Origin of the sequence: Alteromonas mediterranea DE, from assembly GCF_000020585.3 — a bacterium.
GTDB classification, from domain to species: domain Bacteria; phylum Pseudomonadota; class Gammaproteobacteria; order Enterobacterales; family Alteromonadaceae; genus Alteromonas; species Alteromonas mediterranea.
In genome coordinates this window covers 3,450,793-3,471,587 of record NC_011138.3, presented here as the reverse complement: position 1 = coordinate 3,471,587, position 20,795 = coordinate 3,450,793, and the positions used below count along the sequence as shown (strand labels likewise).

At 45.2% G+C, this 20,795-nt stretch carries 21 protein-coding genes; 5 read left to right on the top strand and 16 right to left on the bottom strand.

What is annotated here, in order from left to right:
• Positions 1-15 precede the first annotated feature (15 nt).
• The 3 genes from prpC to MADE_RS15405 all read right to left on the bottom strand — a co-directional run bounded on the left by prpC (position 16) and on the right by MADE_RS15405 (position 2,978).
• Positions 16-1,137, bottom strand: a complete 1,122-nt coding sequence (gene prpC, locus MADE_RS15415) for a bifunctional 2-methylcitrate synthase/citrate synthase (protein WP_012519565.1) — start codon at positions 1,135-1,137, stop codon at positions 16-18.
• 237 nt (positions 1,138-1,374) lie between these two features.
• The gene (prpB, locus tag MADE_RS15410; RefSeq protein WP_012519563.1) at positions 1,375-2,250 is read right to left on the bottom strand and encodes a methylisocitrate lyase; all 876 of its coding nucleotides are present in this window, start codon (positions 2,248-2,250) and stop codon (positions 1,375-1,377) included.
• A 65-nt stretch (positions 2,251-2,315) separates the two neighbouring features.
• The gene (locus MADE_RS15405; RefSeq protein WP_012519562.1) at positions 2,316-2,978 is read right to left on the bottom strand and encodes a GntR family transcriptional regulator; all 663 of its coding nucleotides are present in this window, start codon (positions 2,976-2,978) and stop codon (positions 2,316-2,318) included.
• 796 nt (positions 2,979-3,774) lie between these two features.
• Between MADE_RS15405 and MADE_RS15400 the strand changes: the two genes are divergently transcribed.
• The 3 genes from MADE_RS15400 to MADE_RS15390 all read left to right on the top strand — a co-directional run bounded on the left by MADE_RS15400 (position 3,775) and on the right by MADE_RS15390 (position 6,819).
• Positions 3,775-6,039, top strand: coding sequence for a TonB-dependent receptor (locus MADE_RS15400; RefSeq protein WP_012519561.1), 2,265 nt, complete (start codon positions 3,775-3,777; stop codon positions 6,037-6,039).
• A 126-nt stretch (positions 6,040-6,165) separates the two neighbouring features.
• The gene (locus MADE_RS15395; RefSeq protein WP_012519560.1) at positions 6,166-6,441 is read left to right on the top strand and encodes a hypothetical protein; all 276 of its coding nucleotides are present in this window, start codon (positions 6,166-6,168) and stop codon (positions 6,439-6,441) included.
• A 45-nt stretch (positions 6,442-6,486) separates the two neighbouring features.
• Positions 6,487-6,819, top strand: a complete 333-nt coding sequence (locus MADE_RS15390; RefSeq protein WP_012519559.1) for a hypothetical protein — start codon at positions 6,487-6,489, stop codon at positions 6,817-6,819.
• A 21-nt stretch (positions 6,820-6,840) separates the two neighbouring features.
• Here MADE_RS15390 and MADE_RS15385 read toward each other — a convergent pair whose 3' ends face one another.
• The 10 genes from MADE_RS15385 to MADE_RS15340 form a co-directional block, all read right to left on the bottom strand.
• Complete coding sequence (locus tag MADE_RS15385; RefSeq protein WP_012519558.1) at positions 6,841-7,458, bottom strand: response regulator transcription factor; 618 nt, start codon at positions 7,456-7,458, stop codon at positions 6,841-6,843.
• A complete protein-coding gene (locus MADE_RS15380) occupies positions 7,455-8,693 on the bottom strand; it encodes a sensor histidine kinase (RefSeq protein ID WP_012519557.1) in 1,239 nt (412 codons plus the stop codon). The genes MADE_RS15385 and MADE_RS15380 overlap by 4 nt, the downstream gene beginning before the upstream one ends.
• A gap of 16 nt (positions 8,694-8,709) precedes the next feature.
• Entirely contained in the window at positions 8,710-9,039 is a 330-nt protein-coding gene (locus tag MADE_RS15375; protein ID WP_012519556.1) for a DMT family transporter, read from the bottom strand.
• 57 nt (positions 9,040-9,096) lie between these two features.
• Positions 9,097-9,720: a DUF7010 family protein gene (locus MADE_RS15370; RefSeq protein ID WP_012519555.1), complete on the bottom strand. Its 624-nt coding sequence runs from the start codon at positions 9,718-9,720 to the stop codon at positions 9,097-9,099.
• Positions 9,721-9,909: 189 nt separating this feature from the next.
• Positions 9,910-11,274, bottom strand: coding sequence for an MFS transporter (locus MADE_RS15365; RefSeq protein ID WP_012519554.1), 1,365 nt, complete (start codon positions 11,272-11,274; stop codon positions 9,910-9,912).
• 40 nt (positions 11,275-11,314) lie between these two features.
• The gene (locus MADE_RS15360; protein ID WP_020744167.1) at positions 11,315-11,890 is read right to left on the bottom strand and encodes a BON domain-containing protein; all 576 of its coding nucleotides are present in this window, start codon (positions 11,888-11,890) and stop codon (positions 11,315-11,317) included.
• Positions 11,891-11,913: 23 nt separating this feature from the next.
• Complete coding sequence (locus tag MADE_RS15355; RefSeq protein WP_012519552.1) at positions 11,914-12,510, bottom strand: phosphoheptose isomerase; 597 nt, start codon at positions 12,508-12,510, stop codon at positions 11,914-11,916.
• 178 nt (positions 12,511-12,688) lie between these two features.
• Positions 12,689-13,777, bottom strand: coding sequence for a glycosyltransferase family 4 protein (locus MADE_RS15350; protein ID WP_012519551.1), 1,089 nt, complete (start codon positions 13,775-13,777; stop codon positions 12,689-12,691).
• A 180-nt stretch (positions 13,778-13,957) separates the two neighbouring features.
• Positions 13,958-14,299: a YraN family protein gene (locus MADE_RS15345; protein ID WP_012519549.1), complete on the bottom strand. Its 342-nt coding sequence runs from the start codon at positions 14,297-14,299 to the stop codon at positions 13,958-13,960.
• Between the two features lie 4 nt (positions 14,300-14,303).
• Complete coding sequence (locus MADE_RS15340) at positions 14,304-16,304, bottom strand: penicillin-binding protein activator (RefSeq protein ID WP_012519548.1); 2,001 nt, start codon at positions 16,302-16,304, stop codon at positions 14,304-14,306.
• Positions 16,305-16,445: 141 nt separating this feature from the next.
• On the opposite strand from MADE_RS15340, the gene rsmI reads away from it, so the two are divergent.
• Positions 16,446-17,282 (top strand): 16S rRNA (cytidine(1402)-2'-O)-methyltransferase, encoded by an 837-nt coding sequence (rsmI, locus tag MADE_RS15335; protein ID WP_041912949.1) that lies wholly within the window; start codon positions 16,446-16,448, stop codon positions 17,280-17,282.
• 106 nt (positions 17,283-17,388) lie between these two features.
• Positions 17,389-17,652, top strand: coding sequence for a hypothetical protein (locus tag MADE_RS15330; protein WP_012519546.1), 264 nt, complete (start codon positions 17,389-17,391; stop codon positions 17,650-17,652).
• A gap of 58 nt (positions 17,653-17,710) precedes the next feature.
• Here MADE_RS15330 and nspC read toward each other — a convergent pair whose 3' ends face one another.
• From nspC to MADE_RS15315, 3 genes are all read right to left on the bottom strand, one after another.
• Positions 17,711-18,841: a carboxynorspermidine decarboxylase gene (gene nspC, locus MADE_RS15325; protein WP_012519545.1), complete on the bottom strand. Its 1,131-nt coding sequence runs from the start codon at positions 18,839-18,841 to the stop codon at positions 17,711-17,713.
• A 152-nt stretch (positions 18,842-18,993) separates the two neighbouring features.
• Positions 18,994-20,196, bottom strand: a complete 1,203-nt coding sequence (locus MADE_RS15320) for a saccharopine dehydrogenase family protein (protein ID WP_012519544.1) — start codon at positions 20,194-20,196, stop codon at positions 18,994-18,996.
• Positions 20,197-20,336: 140 nt separating this feature from the next.
• Entirely contained in the window at positions 20,337-20,747 is a 411-nt protein-coding gene (locus tag MADE_RS15315) for a hypothetical protein (protein WP_012519543.1), read from the bottom strand.
• Positions 20,748-20,795 lie beyond the last annotated feature (48 nt).

Here is a 20,795-nt window from a genome sequence, read left to right as displayed (position 1 = left end):
AAACCACCTATTCTCTTAGCGTTCGCTGATTGCAGGAACAGGGCGTAATTCTTCGCCTGTGTATTCTGCCGATGGACGAATAATACGGTTATCAGCGCGCTGTTCCATTACATGTGCAGCCCAGCCTGTAAGGCGAGACATAACGAATATTGGGGTAAACAGCGGCGTAGGGATTCCCATGAAGTTATAGGCAGAGGCGTGGAAAAAGTCTGCATTACAGAAAAGCTTCTTCTCGCGCCACATGACTTCTTCACAGCGCACAGATACAGGGTAAAGCACCTCATCGCCTACATCGGTCGCTAGCTTTTTAGACCATTGCTTAATAATTTCGTTACGTGGGTCAGAGTCTGAATAAATCGCGTGACCAAAGCCCATGATTTTCTCTTTGCGCTCTAGCATGCCCATCATTTTTTCTTCTGCGTCATCGGCTGACGTGAAGCCTTCTATCATTTCCATTGCGGCTTCGTTTGCACCGCCGTGAAGTGGCCCGCGAAGAGAGCCAATCGCGCCGGTTACACATGAATGCATATCAGAAAGGGTAGAGGCACATACGCGCGCTGTGAATGTAGACGCATTGAACTCGTGCTCGGCATAAAGAATGAGAGACACATGCATCACTTGTTCGTGAAGCTCACGTGGCTTTTCGCCGTGAAGCATGTGAAGGAAGTGACCGCCAATGGAGTCGTCATCGGTTTCCACATCAATGCGCACACCATCGTGTGAGAAGCGATACCAGTAACAAATAATACTTGGGAAGCACGCTAACATGCGATCCGTCACATCTTGCTGCTCATCAAAGCTAGTTTCCATTTCAAGGTTACCTAGCATTGAACAGCCAGTGCGAAGCACGTCCATAGGGTGGGCGTTTTTAGGAATGCGTTCAAGCACGTCTTTCAGTGCGTCAGGAAGGCCGCGCATACCGCGAAGTTTGGTTTTATAGTCATCAAGCTCAGCTTGATTTGGCAAGTGACCCTTTAGGATAAGATAAGCGACTTCTTCAAACTGACACTTTTCTGCTAAATCTTTCACGTCGTAGCCGCGATAGGTTAAACCTGAACCTGATTTACCTACCGTTGATAAAGCTGTTTTACCTGCAACTTGGCCGCGTAAACCCGCGCCACTTAACTGTTTAGCCATCTTGTTGTCTCCGGTCTTGTATAATATGTAAGGTACTTTTTAGTGTGATATCTTCGACATTTGGCGCTTGAAGTTGCGGGCACATTGGCTGCAGGAGCAAAGCACAGTTCCCTGCCACGCCGTAAACCCATCCATGGGGGCTCCGCTTCGGCATCCATGCCTTAAGAGGGGCAGGGAACTGTACTTCACCCCTGCATCCTCGTGCTCGCCAACTTCAAGCTGCAATCGTTTATTTACTTAGTTTTTGCCGTCGGCAAATAGCGCATCTAGCTTTTGCTCGTATTCGTGGTAGCCAAGGTAATCGTATAGCTCCATGCGTGTTTGCATGGTGTCGACGACAGCCTTTTGATCGCCATTTTCAAGTATAGATTTGTACACCATTTCTGCTGCTTTATTCATGGCGCGGAACGCACTTAGCGGGTAAAGCACCATATCAGCACCCCATTCACCAAGTTCTTCTTTGTTCCATAGTTCGGTTTTGCCGAACTCAGTGATATTGGCAAGAATAGGAACGTCTAGTGCTTCTGCAAATGCGCGATAGTGTTCTTCGGTCTGCACTGCTTCTGCAAAAATACCGTCTGCGCCCGCTTCAACGTAGGCTTTTGCGCGTTCAATGGCTTTTTCTAAGCCTTCTTGCGCGAATGCGTCGGTGCGCGCCATAATGAAAAAGTCAGGGTCGGTTCTGGCATCAACGGCAGCTTTAATGCGATCTACCATTTCCGCTGTACTCACAATTTCTTTATTAGGGCGGTGACCACAGCGCTTTTGTGCGACTTGGTCTTCCATATGTACCGCGGCCGCGCCGGCTTTTTCCATATCGCGAATGGTTTTGGCAATGTTAAATGCACCGCCCCAGCCTGTGTCGATATCCACCATAAGCGGTAGGTCACACGCACTGGTAATACGCTGAACATCAGCAATCACGTCATTGAGCGAGGTCATGCCTAAATCTGGCAAGCCATACGAGGCGTTAGCTACGCCGCCACCTGAAAGGTAAATAGCTTGATGACCAATGGTCTTCGCCATCATGGCCGTGTAGGCATTAATAGTGCCTACGATTTGAAGAGGTTTGTTATTCTCTAACGCGGTTCTGAATTTCTTTCCTGCACTCATGATAGTCACTCGCTTAATTGAAAGTAGGGTAGAGGTGTAATAGGTAAGGAGAAGCCTTATGTGTATTAGTCATTGTTGAGCTTCTTCTCGATATTATTTTTTGAATAAAGAATGTGGCGACGCATGAGCATTTCTGCTAACTCTTCGTCACGATTGGCAATGGCGTTAACAATGTGTCTGTGCTCATCAAACGCCGTGCTTACCCGAGGTCCTGCCATACCAAGCTGTACGCGGTACATACGAACTAAATGGTAGAGCCCATCAATAAGCACGCTAATAAGGTGATCGTTTTTGCTGCCAGTTACAATTCGGTAGTGAAAGTCTACATCGCCGGCTTCTTGATAATAGCTGTGGCTATCTTTAACTTTGTCGAAGTGGCTGTCTAGCAGCGCCTGCATGTCGGCAATTTCATCATCACTCATATAACGAGCGGCTAAGCGCGCAGCCATACCTTCTAGCGCTTCGCGCACTTGATATAGTTGGATAAGCCCTGCAGGCGAAAGCTCCACCACCCGCGCACCTACATTCGCTTTGCGTTCGACAAGATGGCAGGTGGCTAAGCGATTAATTGCCTCGCGAATAACTGCACGGCTGACTTCGTACTTTGTCGACAATTCCATTTCACTCAGCTTACTGCCTGCTGGAATGATGCCCTCAACGATATCCTTCCTTAATTGAAAGAAGGTACGGTCGGCATTGGTGATGGCTTGTTCGCTTTTTACTAACACTGTATAGAATCTTTAAATGACTAATGTCGACAATATATGCCCATTTTGGCGTTTTTTCAACCTTAAAAGGTTTGGATTGTCGACAACGAGAGTAAGATATTAGTCTGATAGTCTTGTTTAGCGGCCTGTGTTGACAGTTGTGCAATGGTTTAATGGCATACGCAAACAGAGCCATGTGTCAGCTTACGTCTATTAGGCGAACCTTGCGCAACCATATTGATAGCTACTGCCCGGACGGAGGAGGGAATTTGGTAACGAAAGTTACATACAGAGGTTCTGAGCTAAAGAATGATTCAAGTTAGTGGTAATTTGTTTAAAGTTTGTCCATCTGGTCTAGGTCTTCTTTACTTTATTCGCTTAGGTGTTGTGAAGAGATAGAGTAAATTATCTTTATGATATCTATTTGTTTTTTTGAAATTTATACATACTTTGTGTTTGATGCTTAACCTAACCAATTAGTCTAATTTTGAAGTCTTATTTTAGTAAAAGTGTAATATTTTACTTTGCAAGATCGTAATCTAACGGTAACATATCGTTCCAGTCTTCAAGCCTAAATTCTTCTACTGAATTTTAGAGGGCTGGGAAAGTAAGTTCTACTTTTAAAGCAGAGTTTCATTGAAAGTAAGTTTGTAATGTTTTATTGCGACTTACTTTTTTATTGCCTGTAATCCAGTATAAGCACAAGGTTATGTGCGCCTCTCAAATTAGTGAGTTTAGTCTTTCAAAGTTCCAAAGAAGAACTTGAAGCGGCCTAAAAATATTATTACACCTAACACTCACGCAAAGGGGTTACACCATGAAAACCAATACTGACGTGTCTAAGACACTCGCCAGTAAGCTTTCACCTGTCGCACTAGCAGTAGCGATGACCGTTCCAGCTCTTTCAAACATTGCGGTTGCTCAAGAAGCCGAAGCAACAGAAGAACAACAGTTTGAAGCCATTACCGTTACCGCAACAAAACGCCCTCAAGTTATTTATGAAGTTCCTATCGCTATCAGTGCTTTTGATGGTGACAAGCTAGCTGCCCAAGGTATTACAGACCTAACCGACGTTGGTAAGTTCGTTCCAAACCTTAACGTTACGGGTTTCTCTGCGGGCCACACGTCTTCTGTAAACCCTTTCATTCGTGGTATCGGTCTTCAAGATCACCTTATCACTACCGACCCTGGTGTTAGTGTTTACGTTGATGGCGTTTACCTAGGCCGTCAAGTAGGTCAAAACTGGAGCTTAAACAATATTGAGCGTATTGAGGTACTTCGTGGTCCTCAAGGTACCCTTTATGGTCGTAACTCAATTGGTGGTGCAATTAACATCATTACTAAAGAGCCAGATCAAGGTGATGTAACTAAAGTAAACACCGAGTTCGGCACGCGCGGCCGTGTTAAAGCCGATATTTTTGTTAACCATGGTCTATCTGAAACTGTTGCGTTTAACATGAACCTAGCGTTCAACAAACGCGACGGCCTTGGTGAGTTCATTAACGTACCAAATGCTGAATACGATGTAGGTGAGACTGAAGATATTTCTGGTCGTGTATCACTTAAGTGGGAGCCTTCAAACGATTTCCGCATGGTGCTAACCGCAGATGCTAACAACGGTGACGGTGGTTTACGTCCTTACACTGTGCTTATTGATGAAGTGGGTTCTGCGCGCTACTTTGGTGGTGGTAACGGCTTAGGTGTTGAGTTGCGTAATACTGACGTAACGCCTGAAGGTGCAGACATTTATGATAACGCAACAGGTACTGAAGCAGTCACTGGCGTGTCTAATGAAGCGCGCGGCCTTTCACTAACGACTGAGTGGGATATCAATGACGACTATACGGCGAAGGTTGTTGCTAGCCAGCGTACATCTAAATATAAAGCAGGCCTTGATGATGACGGTACAGTATTCTCACTAGACCAGTTCCCGGAGCGTGGCGAAGCAGACCAAACGTCAATCGAACTTCAGCTTAATGGTTATATTAACGAATATACTGACTTCGTAACGGGCCTTTACTACTTCAATGAAGAAGGGAGCAACCGCCAGGGCGATGATTCTAACTTCGACGGCGGCCCAAACTTACTTGAGCTAGACCAAGAAACCACGTCGAAAGCGGTATACGTGAACGTGCGTCATGACTTAACTGATGAGCTAAGTGTGTCAGGTGGTATTCGTTACACCGAAGACGAGAAAGAAGCCTCTGCGAACGTATTCTCAGCACTTGGAACTATCTTCGACTCAAACGAATGGGATGAAGTAACCTGGGAGTTTGCTACTAACTATACTTTTGATAATGGCATGACAGGATATGCGACTATTCAGTCGGGCTACCAGTCTGGTCAGTTCCCAGCGCGTCCTTACTGTCTAATCGGCCAGTTTTTCGGTGCGGGTGGCTTCGATGATATCGAAGGCGCACAAGCAGCCGTTCGCGCAAATAACTGCTTTACGGCATCTGACAACATTACCGCTACTAACTATGAAGTAGGTATTAAAGGTCGCGTTAACGATTACTTCGATATCAGTGTTGCTGTCTTTAACACTGAGTTTGAAGATCTGCCTTACCAAGTAAGTCGCGTAAGTGAAGGCGGTTTCGACACAGCAAACCTTGTTGTTGAACAAACTTCTCGTGGTATTGAAGCAGATGCAACGTTTAGCTATGGCAACTTCAGCATGATGACCAGCATTGGTTACATGGATGTTGATGTGGAAGAGCAAGATGGATTTAACCCGGTAGCACCACTGACTCCAGACCTTACGCTAGCAATTGGTCCTCAGTACACCTTCGAACTCGATGGTGGCGATTCAATTCGCGTGCGTGCTGATTACTCTTACCGTTCAGAAATGTACGGTGAGCCAACATCTGCACCAGAGCGTATGACAGAGCTTGATAGCCGAGCGTTAGTTAACTTTGATATTGCGTATACGCCAGCGAATGAAGCGTACACAGTCGCACTTTACGGTCGCAACATTTTCGATGAGCGTTACGACAACGCGCGCTTGAATACAGGTGACTATATCCTGCAAATTCTAAGCAATGACGCGAGCGAGTTCGGTGTTAGATTCACCACTGAATTCTAATAGCTACAACGAGTTATGATTAAAAAGCCAGTCTTCCGACTGGCTTTTTTTTGCTTATTTTTTCTTGTTTTATCTTCATTATTGGCATAATTTTAAAACTGTTCTAGCAATGTCCGACGATTATCTATGAAAAAAAGAGCGCTCTACGGCATTACTTTACTTGCAGTATCTATGCTTGTATTTGGCTGCACTTACACTGTGTATTTACCTGACGATGAAGAGGATAACACCACTAGGGGTGAAAGAGTCGCGACTGCTAAACCAGAGTTTGGTAATCAATGTCGCTATAGTGGTGATGGCGAATACGGCGTATGCCCTACGTCAAATGGTGAAATGGTAGGAACTTCGTGTTCGTGCCCCACACCGTCAGGGCAAATTATGGGAACGGTGTCGAAATACTAAAAGCGCTTATAGTCGTGAGACCTATCAATCATACGGAGTTGAAGCGTGGGGTTGTTTACCAGTTTTAAGAAATCGAGATTAGAGAACAAATTCAAGAAAAAGGAATGGGTAATTATTCAGCCTATTCCATTCGCTCAATTTGAACAACTTATTATCGACCATGTTGACAGTGGTTGGGAGATTGAGGATGACTATGAAAGGCTGGCAGAAAATACGTCAAATTGGCAATGCGAATTACGCAAAGGAACCAGTATTCTCACCTGCATTTGGACAGCTAACCACCAAGGTATTGTATATGGGCCTGAACGGGTGCTTACAGGACTATCTGAAAAGCTAAAAGTCTCTACATCTAAAACTATCACGACACCTTGGTTTTAAACTAGCATTTTTGGCCATCGATTAGAGCCAGCCTTTTTGTTTCGCTATGCGGGCAGCGTCTACTCGGTTTGTGGCGTCTAGCTTAGATATCGCTTCTGACAAGTAGTTTCTTACGGTTCCTTCAGATAAAAACAGCGACCGGGCTATATCTTGAGTTTTCAGCCCTTCTGATGCCAGCTTAAGAGCCGACATTTCTTTTTTTGACAGCGGGTTGTTGTCATCTAATGCCATGATCGCAAGCTCGGTGGAAATTACCTTTTTTCCGGCAGATACATCGTGAATTGCCTTTATTAGATAGTCGCTATCCGATTCTTTTAAAATAAACCCTTTAACCCCTAAACTTAACGCCCGCTTGATATAACCTGGTTTTGAAAACGTGGTCATAAGGACCATCTTGGTACTGAGGCTTCCATTGGCGATATGAGCCGCTAAATCTAGTCCAGATACCAGCGGCATTTCTATATCGCTTAAAATGATATCGGGCGCAGGGTGTTCATTTAAGTAATTAATCGCTTCTTGTCCATTGCTGTACTTATCGACAACAGTTAGGTCGTCTTCTAATGACAAAAGCATGGCTATGGCATCGCGAACCAAAGACTGATCTTCAACAATCAAAATAGTAGTGACTTTTGAATTCATAGCGCAGCCTTCCTCGACGAAATTTGATCAACATTGAGTTGGAGAATCACAATAGGGTGGGGAGCAAAGGAAATGTCCACATTGGCATGGATAGATGCGGCGCGCTCTCTAATTCCCATTAGGCCGTTCCCTTCTTTTATCGACCCATTGCTCTCAATAATGCCATGGTCTTTATAAGTCACTTTCACTGTCTGCTCGTTAACTTCAACATTGAGTGACACCGTATTTCCTGTTGAGTAGCGCAGTGTATTTGTCGTCAGTTCCTTGATAATAAGAGAGAGCTGACTTTCTTGTTTTGCACTTAAACGTGCGTCTACTTTGTCTTCAATATTGGTAATGACGGTAAAGCCATTTTCTTCTAAAAGCGCCTTATCTTTGGCTATTTCATCGCAAAGCGAAAGCTGCTTAATATCTGATACTGCTTGGCGAATATCGCTTAACAAAGACTGCGAAAGCTGGGCTAATGCTCTCACTTCACGATGAGCCTCTTCAATTTTGTCTTTACTTATCAGTTTATCGGCCAACTGTGCCTTCAAGGAAATGGAGCTGAGAGCGTGTCCTGCTACATCATGTAAATCTCGACCTATACGCTCACGCTCGGCTATCGCTGATAGAACCCGAAGGGCTTCCGCCTGCTGACTTTCTTTTAAGCCGTGAAGCGTTTCTTTTCGCTCCATAACGCCAAAGCCAAATAGAACGATGCTGTTCAACAAGGAGGCAAGAAGGAGGAAACCAGCACCGTCAAATACGGAAAAGTTTAACGATGTAAGTAGTACCATCATGGTGCTGATGGTAAGTATGCCCGTTCTCAGCGAGTTATAGTACCCGACGATGAAAGCAATAAAACCTACAATTGTTGCAGCTCCTGGATTTTGGAAGCTGCAAGCCACTGATAATAAAAACATCAGAAGCAAATAGCTCGGCAGTGTTTTAGCGGGTTGTTTTATAGCTTTAATGTAAAGAGTAACGAAGCAAATATATCCTGCTGATTGAAATATCCATGTTTCAACAGGTAGTGGGCGTGAAATAATTAGTGGGACAAAGAAAAACAGCGAAAAAAACAAACTGCCGTGCGACCAGCGTTTTTTGCGTCCATTTCCCAAAAGCGGCATGACCGGCGCCATTTCGTTCTTGTCTACATGGCTTATAGATTCACCCATTTTCGCAGTGCCTTCACCTACATGAGCGGTAGGCACTGCGCTGGTGTTATTTATTATGTGGTTTTGGCTGCGCATTGCGAGTATTTCGTCCTTACTGAAATACAACGGCTGACTTGCTAGTGATAAGCAAGGTGCCCGAGATAATTAACATAATACCTAGCACGGCATAAATGTCGAAAGTTTGTTTCCAAAATACCACTGATGCAGCGGTGATTAGCGCGATACCCATACCTGACCAAATCGCATAGGCAACGCCAATTCCCATATTCTTTAGTACCATCGCAAAGAGCATCCCTGAGACGGTGTAGAAAAAGATAGCGCCGTAGCCGAACGCCCACTTTTCCCAGCCATTAGACATTTTAAGTAGCAGGGTAGCGGTAACTTCCGTAACGATAGCAATGGCTAATAATAAGTAAGTCATGATGAATTCCTTTTGGTTGTTTTGTTGTAGAGCGTATTCTATTGCGGTAAATCGTGCTTAAATTGATATCTGAGCATTTGCTCTTTTCTTCTCACTGCAGGTTTGAAAGCGACGTTCGAGTGCAATTAAAGAGACGATATAAACTGAAACTATGACCGCAGATATGGCTTCGACACGAGCATCCGGGAACAGATACCAAGCGCCAACAATGCCAAAGGTTCTTGCGATAGTGTGGAAATAACCTACCCAGTGTTCAATAGCCCAAGATAATGGCATCCACATCAGTCCAGCTAAAATTCCTATGCTAAGAGAAACCGTTGTATGGTCTATCGCCGCAACCGGAAGTGCGATGGCAAACACCAAAAGGCTCATTAGCATGCCAACGAAAAAAAGGCGATCGAAGCTATTTGATGTGGCCTTTTTAGCAAAAAATCGCTCGCCAGTGAGGTATGAAAGACCAGCACCTAAGTAAAAAATAGCGCCAGTACCGATATACAGCATCCACGTGATTGTTAATTCTGATACAAAGGGAGCGCTCGCGCCTAATATTGCCCAAACAATAGTACCGGCCAGCGGCATTGCGATGAACCTGTTCTGTTTGAAGCTTTCGCGTTGCTGTTCAAGCGTTGGCTGAGTTCTTTTTAAGCTAACAGCTGTGCGAGATGACGATACCTGTTCCATTTCTTTCTTACCTTTCTTGGTTATTTCGATAGGGCAAGTATGCGTGAGTGTTGTGCTTTGGGTTAGTCACAAAAATCATCAATAGTATGTGACATTTGTCACCAAATGCGCAGAACAGGCTAATTGAAAAAGGTCGAATGGCGAGAATAAATAATTGCTTAGTTTAAGTTACTGCAAGTACTTTAAAGATTATTGCGTTTGCTGCTTTTTCTTTGCTTTGCGTTTATTTAACACAGACACACCGTCTTCTTTTGACAATAATAGGCTGTCATAAATACTGACAAGGGCTATCGCTCCCATAAACATCATGGCAATAGAGAATGTCTGCAAGTTAGGTGTATCAGGGCTCTGTTTCAATATAAGCGCCGCAACAGCGATAGCAAGGGCTGAGAGCGTGATCCCTAAGCCTCGATTCATCTGCATTAAAATAGCGCCTAGCGTGTTCGCATCTCGCATTTTGTTTGGAGGGACATCGGCGAAGGCTATGGTGTTTAACAGCGTTAAGTGCATTGAGCGAGTCATGCCATTTACAAACAGTATTGTGGCAATAGCGAAGGAAGAAGTATTTTGGTTAACAAAAGCAAATGCGACAAAGCCAAGAGCAATCAGTACGCCGTTTACTACAAGTACGCGTTTGAATCCGAAGGTATTCATGATCCACGTTGTCGCTGGCTTTATTGCTAGGTTTCCAGCAAAAAGCCATAGCAACAAAGAGCCAGCCTCTACAGGCGAGTAGCCTAGCCCTAGCTGTAGCATTAGCGGCACAAGAAACGGGGCGCTGCCAAGTGCTACACGCACAACAGAACCACCGTAAACAGAAAGCCTGAACGTTTTGTGCTGCATGGCATCAAATGAAAATAGTGGTTTTTTGGCTTTTTTGACATGCCGTATTGCAAATACCATGAGCACTAGGCCAATGGCGATGATGCCTAGCGATTGAAGAAGTTTATCGCTGGTGCTGGCAAGAAATTCAATGCCTGCCATAAACAGCGCGAAGCCGACGCCGGTAAGTAGAAAACCTTTAACGTCGAATTTACCCACATCGCCTTTGGTATTTCTAAGCAGATAGAGAGACGCGATGATGGCAATGATACCCAGTGGAATATTCATATAAAAAATCCACTGCCAGCTAAAGTGAGTCGCTATATAGCCGCCTAACACGGGGCCTAATAGCGGTGCACTCAAGGCGGGCCATGTGATAATGGCTACGGTTTTTACTAGTTTTTCTTTGGGCAAATCCCGCAGAACCACTAACCTGCCCACGGGGACCATCATGGCGCCGCCTAAGCCCTGCAGAATTCGAGATAGGGTAAATTCGAATAAGGTTGTGCTTAAGCCACACAGCACCGACGCCAAAGTAAAAATGGCAATCGCCGCTATAAATATTGTGCGAGCACCAAATTTGTCAGCAGCGTAGCCGCTTAAAGGAATGAAGAGCGTAACGGCCACTAAATAGGCCGACACGCCAATAGAAAGGTGGGCTGCCGGTACATTAAAGTCAGCAGCAATAACGGGAAGCGCAGTGGTAATAACCGTGGCATCTAAAATTTCCATAAAGAGTGCCCCTGCAACCAGAAGGGCAGTGGCTAACTCTCTATTGAACAATTTCAAAGGCTCTGACGACTCGCGCGACACCCGTGATATTGCGAGCAATATCTACAGCGGCAGTGGCTTCAAGGTTAGTTAATCTGCCCATTAAAAAGACTTCTGAATCTTGCACAACCACTTTAATTTGAAGAGCAGGAACGCGCTCATCTGCCACAATTTTGGTGCGCACCTTTGATGCTAGCCAAATATCGTTAGCTTGTGTTCCCGCGCCGATGGGGTCGCCTATGCGAATTTGATTGTGTATCTTCTTAATATAACTTACTTCCTGAGCGCGCCTAACGGCTTCATCGATGAGACTTTGACTTGGCGCTTGCCCAGTTAACAGCGCTACGCCGTTATATAAGTCCACTTGAAGGTTGGCTTGCTCTTTCAGTGCGTCGCTTTTAGACCATTGATAGGATACCGCTGCATCGGCGTTTTGATCGTCAAGCTGCGTACCCACAGTACGTCTGTCATTAGCGACTTTTGCAGCCATGGCTCCGGCAGCACCTACGGCCACAACGCACCCTTGTAATGTAAGAATCAGGGCTAATAAAGAACCCAGTAGTCCTAAATTTTTCACATGTTTCCTCATAGTCTACTTATTTACTCATCGCCGTGATCGGCAGGGAACAAACTGTCATCAATACATTCACATAAGTTGTGAATGACCAACAAGTGCACTTCTTGTATACGCGCGGTACGGTTAGAAGGAACGCGAATTTCCACATCGTGTTCGCTTAAAAAGCCCGCCATTTCACCGCCGTCTTTACCGGTAAGCGCAACAATTGTCATATCACGGGAAAGGGCAGCTTCCATTGCCGCAATAACGTTACGCGAATTACCGCTAGTTGAGATAGCTAGAAGGATATCGCCAGGCTGACCAAGCGCGCGAACTTGCTTAGCAAAAATCTCGTCGTAGCTGTAATCGTTGGCGATAGATGTAATTGTCGAAGTATCTGTACTTAACGCAATGGCCGGTAGGCTCGGTCGGTCGCGCTCGTAGCGATTGAGCATGTTGGAAGCAAAATGTTGCGCATCACCTGCAGACCCGCCATTACCACAGCTCAATACTTTATTCCCTCTAATTAAGGCTTCAACGATCATGTACGCCGCTTTCTCAATATGCTCTGGCAATATTTCCGATGCCGCTATTTTGGTTTGTATGCTCTCGGTAAAATTCGCTTTTATCTGTTCAATCATGTGTCATCTCTTTGTTTTCACCAAACGGCAGACCATTTAGTGAAATTTTTTGCGCTGCATTACAGCGTCTTGATTTTTGTAATGGCCAGTATCTGAAAGTCAGAGGTTTAAACTGTGGCCTCAGCGCGAGAGAGAAACGGCCTAACGTTTATCGCTCGCGATAATCAACCCGCATTTGCTATTGAAGCGTGCGAAAAAACTCAACCAGGTTTCTTGCTTCATCTTCAACTTTAAAATTTTTCACAACGTGTTCGCGTCCGGCTTTGCCCATTTCTGCAAGTTTGTCCATATCTGAAAGCAGTAAATCCATCTTTTCTGTGACAGCTTGCTGATCTTTGGTCGGTACAATATACCCATCAACGCCTGGCCTAATGATGTCTTCCCATGCGCCCGCCTGAGTAGCTAATACCGCAGCTCCAGCACTCATGGCTTCAGGTACAGTTAATCCAAACCCTTCGTTATAGCTAAGTGCACTTACTAATGACAGTGCACTGAAGATTTTAGGAATTTGCTCAAACGGCAACTCACCGGTGAAAACAATTCGGTCAGTTAACCCGGCTTTAGAAATTTTTTCTTTAAGCTCGTTTACAAATTCTTGGTTACTCGAGGATATGGCACCTACAACTACCGCGTTCACGTCAGGGTATTTGGGCAATACTTTGATACACGCGTCAACAAATAGGTGAACGCCTTTTTGCTCTCTCACTCTGCCCAGAATACCAATGCCGTACTTGCCGCCGTACCCTAATGCTTGCCATGCTTCTTGCTTGTTTTCTGCTGGCGTGTAGTTGTCTATTTGCACACCGTGGAGATTTATCTTGGCGGGGGGCTTATTTAGATATTTTGCAGAGCGATTACTCATCGCAATCACCGCATCCATTTTATTGCTTAACCACACCGTAGAAGCCGAACGCTTTCGCTGAGCGGCAGAGCTAAATACAAGCTTTATCTTGGCGCGAAACACGTATTTGAGGATCACACCCTGAATCATCTCGTCAACGCGACGCGCATGAAAAATTCGCCACTTACCATTACTAAGCGGGCGTCGACACATCTTGGCGACCTCCCAAAAAGTAATAGTCATTGATGGGTCTGGAACAAAATGCTTGCCCATTATTCGCAAATTAATCATGTGTTTTTGAAGCGATGTCACTTGCAGCATGGTAGACGTTACACCAGAAAAGTTGGCGCTGGAGTTGCCGACTATCAATTCAATTTCTTGGTTATCAACGCTGCTTAGCGAAGTCTTGTTATTGGGATGACTCATTATTTGTGGGAACCTAAGATACTTTCATCAAACAGACAAAAGGGTGCAAATCATAAGATAAAAAAACGAAATATTACTAGCATAAAGACGTTTTCATTGATTCTCGAACGCGATTACCTTTGGCATACGCATTCAGTTCGCTTTCGGCAACGTCAGCCATAGTGCTTATGTTGTCAGCCTTTAGCCTACGCTCTTCAGCCATTCGAGGTTGTCTCCGTCTATGGCAATAACGTCTATCCTTAAGGGGGTAGACGCTGGATTTAGACCATTATCTAACAAATAGAAACCAAACGCAGCCTGAATTCGCTGAAGTTTTTTGGCCGTGACAAATTCCACTGCACTGCCAAAGCGATTTTGCTTTCGATATTTCACTTCAATACACACTATGGTATTCCCGTCTTGCATTACAATATCGAGTTCACCACGCCTTGTATGGTAGTTGCGACAACGAAGAGTGAGGCCTTGTTGAAGTAAATATTCACAGGCCTTGTCTTCCGCTGCATTCCCTTGCAGTTTAGACATTTCTTTACTCCGAAAGCATTTGCACTTTTTCGTTACGAATAATGGCTTGAGGTTGTTTGCGTATCACTTCGCCTTTCTGGTTGAGTGAAAGTGTTCCTGTCAGCCCGTCGTGGGATAAATAATTCAGCGTGTTAAGCATGCCTAGCTGTGGAAGGAGTTTGTAGGCATCAAAGCCGAACGCAAACAAACGCTTTTGCATAGTATTTTGATTATCCCACGCTTGCTCAACTTCTTTTTGCAACGGCTGCCACTTATGTGAAGGCATTAACCATGGCATATCAATAAAGTGAACGTTTTGCAAATCCCGCCACTGGTTTTTACCACTATCGTAATCCATTGAGCGAGAAGTAGCATAAACAGGCACTTGTTTACCGTCGTAGGGGTTTAGGCTTGCTTCAATAATTGGGTTGAGCAGTTCGGTGTCTTGCGGTGAAGCAAAAGCAACGATAGCGTCGATGTCACGGCGACTACGAGGCATGTTATACACTTCGTCGTTGGTCATGTACTCAATTTGATTAATGCGTTCGTTACTTTGCGCAACGTCTAGCGCTTGGGTAATACCCTCTCGAAGTGAATTACTGTCGTTAAACGTAACAGAGGTAATATTCGTACGCTGCTTGTTCTCTGCGCTATTTAAGGTTTTCCAGTGTTTCTTGAACGTATCATCCATTCGCTGGTACAAGCTACTTTGCGCAGCAATAACGATGGGGGCTCTATACCCCTTATTAAAGATAAATTCGGCAAGCTGCTTTGCTTCATCCTCGGGCGCAAGCCCGTAGTAGTTCAAAGAGGTGGGTAAACCTAATTCACTGAATTCACTTTGCATGCTTGGCTGTTTAAGCGCGGTGGCTTCGGCTTTATTATCTGAACGTAATACCTGTGTTGCTGAAGCATCCAGTGGGCTTTTTAACTCACCATGTACTGGTAAGTCATCGGGGCGATTCAAAGCCAGTACATTGACGCCAATGGGTAAATTAGGCACTAAATGCTCGATAGTATCTTTTAAAAGCGGGCCAATGACGAACTTGGTGGAACCAATCTCGTCGACGAGCTGTTGGCTATCTGCCCCGTGAGTGTCAATAAATCGCAATCTAGGTAGAAGCTTTTCATCTTGGCGTTTTTCTACATCGGTATAATATGCGGCCATAATGCCGTTTTTCACCACTTGGCCGGTGCGAGCTAACCTTCCTGAAAGAGGAAGAAGCACTGCAATGTCATTCGCGCCAGCTTCGGTAAGCTGGGTTGCTTCAAGAACGTTTTCTGGTAACGATGTCGCTAGCACGTGGCCACGAAATACTTGTTGGAATTGCTGTAGGTTTCGCGCTAACTCAGCGGGTGATGCGGCATTTTCTTCGGTCAGTTTGCGCAGTGTTATAAAGGGCGAAAGTGCCGGGTACGTTTCTCCTACCTGCGCTAGAGACTCTTTGGGTATTGCCGTTACCCATTGCCACACTTGCTCTACTTTTTGCGCATCAGGCATATTGGTTTTTAGTACACTATTTGCTGCCGCAGCCAAATTACCCTGCTGTGAATAAAGCTGTGCTTGCAACTGTGCTTTTTCGTAACCAGTTTCGCCAGTGCTATCCACACTGTCTAACATCGCAAGTAATGCATCAGGTGATGCATCAGGCATGCCAGCATATGTTCTCGTTACCAGTAAGGAATAGTAAGCGTTGTTCGCATTTGAAACCCCGTCTTCTTTCACTTCATAAAGCACTTGTTGTGCTAAAACAGGCTGATTATTTTGAATGTATAAATCCGCCGCTTGAAGTAAAAGTGCATCGCGCTTATTTTTGTCGCGAGTGCGTTCCCAAGCTTTTTTGGCTTCAAGAAGTTTGTGCTCTGGCGTGACGTTTTCTTCAACCTTTGTAGTTTCAATAGGCGTAGGATTTACCGCCACAGGTTTAGATTGCGGCTTTGGGGTGCTGCCACAGCCCGATAATACCAACACAGAAGCAACGGCTGATAGCGTAAAAATTTTTCCAGCTTGTCCGAGATGACGCACAGTTTCATTCCTTTTACATCGTTATAGGCCAAGTTTATCTTAACCACTGTGAAAATCTACGCTTGCCAGCATAATCTGGACTAATGGCGTGTTACACTTGTGGCATTATCTTCATATTTAACGAAAGACTACACCACTGCTATGACAGACACCGCCACCTTATATATTGTTCCTACGCCAATCGGCAATTTAGACGACATGAGCGCACGAGCAATTCGTGTACTTAGTGAAGTTAACTGGATTGCTGCTGAAGACACTCGCCATAGCGCTCGTCTGTTACAACATTTTAGTATTGGAACCAAAACCCTTTCGCTTCATGAACACAACGAAGATAAGCGAACGGCCATGCTTTGTGAGCGGTTGAAGGGCGGCGAGTCTGTGGCGCTTATTAGTGATGCAGGTACCCCTTTAATTAGCGATCCCGGCTTTGTTTTGGTGCGTAAGTGCAGAGAGCTGGGTATCTCAGTGAGTGCGCTTCCCGGCCCGTGTGCGGCAATTACGGCGTTAAGTGCTTCGGGCCTACCCACAGATAAATTTATATTTGAAGGCTTCTTACCGGTTAAAACCCAGGCGCGAGAAGGCGCATTGTCAGCGCTTTTAGACAGACCTTTTACCACGGTTTTCTACGAAGCCCCTCGCCGTATTCTCGATACGGTTACCGATATTCAGCGGGTATTGGGAGAGCGCAATATAGTAGTCGCTAAAGAGCTTACTAAGACATTTGAAACCTACGCTAGTGGTAGTGCGCAAGATGTCATCGACTATCTAACCGCAGAACCTGCGCACCAAAAGGGAGAGTTCGTGGTGATGATTGCGCCGGCTCAAATAAATGAACAGGCAATTCCAAGCGAAGCAATGTCGCTATTAAACACGTTATGTGAACATATGCCGCTTAAAAAAGCGGCAGCCGTGGTAGCCAGCCATTACGATTTAAAAAAGAATGCGCTGTATCAAGCAGGACTCGATGCAAAAGCATAAGCCCTGTTAAGCAAGATTGATCTTAAGTGCCTTTGGCAAAATACAAAGTAGTACGTTCTACGTTAGCCCTCGGTAAATAAAAGGCTAAGTGCTAAAGGAGATGCAGATGACAAAGACACTTAAAATTACCATGCCTGACGGTAAATGGCTGGTAGATATATTTTCTCAAGCCAACGACTCTGGCGTTTACGATTTAATCCATCCAAACGGTGTTACGGACGTTTCATTAAACGAAGGTGAGATGTACGGATTTCGCTATAGCCTACAAGGCAAGCCAGGTACATCTTTCAAAATCGAGCTAGATAATGAAGTGTTAGCTGAAGGCGAGATTGATAACTCTGAAACCGCGTCGGGAAGCGGCGTGGTTTAGTCGTAAAGCTTAGACAAACAAAACCCGCCAACTGGCGGGTTTTGTGTTTGTAACGTGTTTACGACAAACGTCCTTTAAAGTCTTCGTAGCTGAATTCGCGAACCAGTTCAAAGTCGCCATTAGCACGTAAAATACCAATAGCAGGGTGCTCTACACCGTTAAAGAACGTGGTTTTTACCATGGTGTAGTGCATCATATCTTCAAACTGCAAGCGGTCACCGGCTTTTAGCGGCTCGTCGAAGGAGTAGGTATCAATAACATCGCCTGCAAGGCACGAATTACCACCAAGCTTCACGTTATACGCTTTTTCATCGGGCATTCCGGCGCCCAGAATTGTAGGGCGGTAGGGCATTTCCAGTACGTCTGGCATGTGTGCTGTCGCTGAAATGTCCAAAATAGCGATATCCCCGTCGTTTTCCACCATATCCACGACCTCACAAATAAGCGGGCCTGTTTGCCACGCAACGGCAGACCCTGGCTCTAAAATCACATCTAAATGAGAGTAGCGCGTTTTGAAATCTTTCAAAGTAGATATAAGGTGGTCAACATCGTAACCTTCGCTCGTCATTAAGTGTCCGCCACCTAGGTTCAACCATTTCAATTGACCGAGCCATTTGCCAAAGCGCTTTTCGATAGCTTCAAGGGTGCGTGCCGTGGCAAAAGAATCACACTCACAAAGATTGTGGCAGTGAAAGCCCTCTATACCCGTCAGATCCACATCTTCTAGCTCGCTAGCGCGTATGCCTAAGCGCGAACCTGGCGCCGCTGGGTCGTACAAGGGTGTATCGGCTTCTTGATGCTCTGGATTGATGCGAAGACCTAGTGAAACATTAGCTAAGGCTTCTTTATGCGTGTTCCATTGACTAAGGCTATTGAACGATAAGTGATTAACTAAGCCTGCTAGTTCTTTTGCGTCGTTTGCTTTATACGCTGGAGAGTAAGCATGCACCTCTTTCCCCATTTCAGCGGCAAGTTTAGCTTCCCATACCGAACTCGCCGTCGCACCGTGTAAATACTGTTTAATAATGTCGAAGCATGACCACATCGAAAAGCCTTTCAGCGCTAAAATAATGCGGGCACCAGACTCCTCTTGAACTCGTTTCATAAGCTCAAGGTTTCGAATTAGTTTAGCTTCCTCTAACACGTAGCAAGGAGAAGGGATATCAGTGCGTTGGGTTAAATCGGTCAATGGGGTAAAGCTCCAAAAATAAAACTGCTTTTAACATTTAAGAAGCACTACTGTATTACACCTTTTCTCATAGCTCAAAGTGACAATGAGTGAGATTAATATCTGAGGCTTCAATTAAAAAGGGCGCTTAATAAAGCGCCCTTATGTCTTACTTATTTGGTGAAAGGGCTGCTTTCACACTCAAGTACGTGCCATGGTAGGCCGTGCTCGTTAAGCATATCCATGAATGGGTCTGGATCGAATTGCTCCATGTTCCAAACACCGGCTTCTTTCCAAGTACCGTTAAGCATAAGTGCTGCGCCAATCATGGCCGGTACGCCCGTGGTGTAAGACACCGCTTGTGCGCCTACTTCTTCGTTGCACTTAGCATGCTCACAGTTGTTATAAATAAAGATGGTCTTTTCTTTGCCATCTTTAATACCCGTGATGTAGGTGCCAATGCACGTCATGCCGCTATAGCCTTCAGCAAGTGAACCTGGGTTAGGAAGTACCGCTTTTAAGAACTCTAACGGCACAATCTGTTGACCTTGGAATTCCACGGGCTCAATGCTCGTCATACCAATGCCTTCAAGTACACGCAGGTGGTTTAAGTAAGCATCGCCAAATGTCATCCAGAAGCGTGCACGCTTAAGGGTAGGGAAGTGCTTAACAATAGATTCCAGCTCTTCGTGGAACATTAGGTAAGATGCGCGAACACCAATGTTCTGATAATCCAGATCTTCACGAACGCTTAGCGGATCGGTTTCTTTCCACTCGCCATTTTCCCAGAAACGACCGCGCTGGGTAATTTCACGAATGTTGATCTCTGGATTGAAGTTAGTCGCAAAAGCCTGACCGTGGTCGCCGCCATTACAGTCTACGATATCAAGGTAGTGGATTTCGTCGAAGTAGTGCTTCGCTGCATATGCCGTGTAAACGTTAGTTACGCCTGGATCAAAGCCGCTGCCTAGCAGCGCCATAATACCTGCATCTTTGAATTTGTCTTGGTAAGCCCACTGCCACGAATATTCGAATTTCGCTACGTCTTTAGGCTCGTAGTTAGCAGTATCAAGGTAATGCGTATTGGTCGCAAGACACGCGTCCATAATAGGAAGGTCTTGGTAAGGCAACGCAAGGTTGATTACTAGGTCTGGTTTTACTTCGTTGATCAGTGCTTCAACTTCTTTTGCATTGTCGGCATCAACAGCGAAAACGCCTTTTACGCGGTCGGCACCCACTTCTTGTTGAAGTGCTTCACACTTAGATACTGTGCGACTGGCTAAGTAAATTTCGTCGAAATGCTGCGGTAAACGTGCACATTTTTTCACAGTTACCGACGCAACGCCGCCAGCACCAATAATTAAAACGCGAGACATAATAACTAATCCCTAATTTGGCTAATGAAATTTGGGCTGAATGCTAGCAGACCAAGGGGATTTGGCAAGCAAAGACAGCCCAAAAAATTTTAATCGTAACAACGAATGTAAAAGGTAGTACACACCCTGCTGTGTAAACGTTAACGCGTTACTGTGTCAATGGGGGGTGAGATAACTATCTTATCATCTACTCTATAGTAAGGGTAAAGGATAAGGCGTTCCTCGTGATTAGGGGTAGCTGTTGCGATAGCAATGGCGTCTAAGGTTTTGCTGTCCTGTGTATTCACTGTTGCAGCGTATACCAACACACTGTAACTATTTGTATCAGTGGTAGTATCAATAATGCGCCATTGCAGCTGCTCTATAAGCTGAGACTCTCGCTTTTTTTTGCCGGTTTCATCGGCAAAAATACAGCCAACCCGACCATTCTCGTAAATAGCGGCAAAGGGGTAAAACACATCACATACGGGTAGCATGAGCTCACACAACTCTAGTGACTTTGTCACCAGTGTATTTAAAGGCGTTGGCAATGTAACTGGACGGTCGATCATAGCGTATCTCCTTTGAGTTAGCGTTGCTTGACACTTACCAATTCCTAC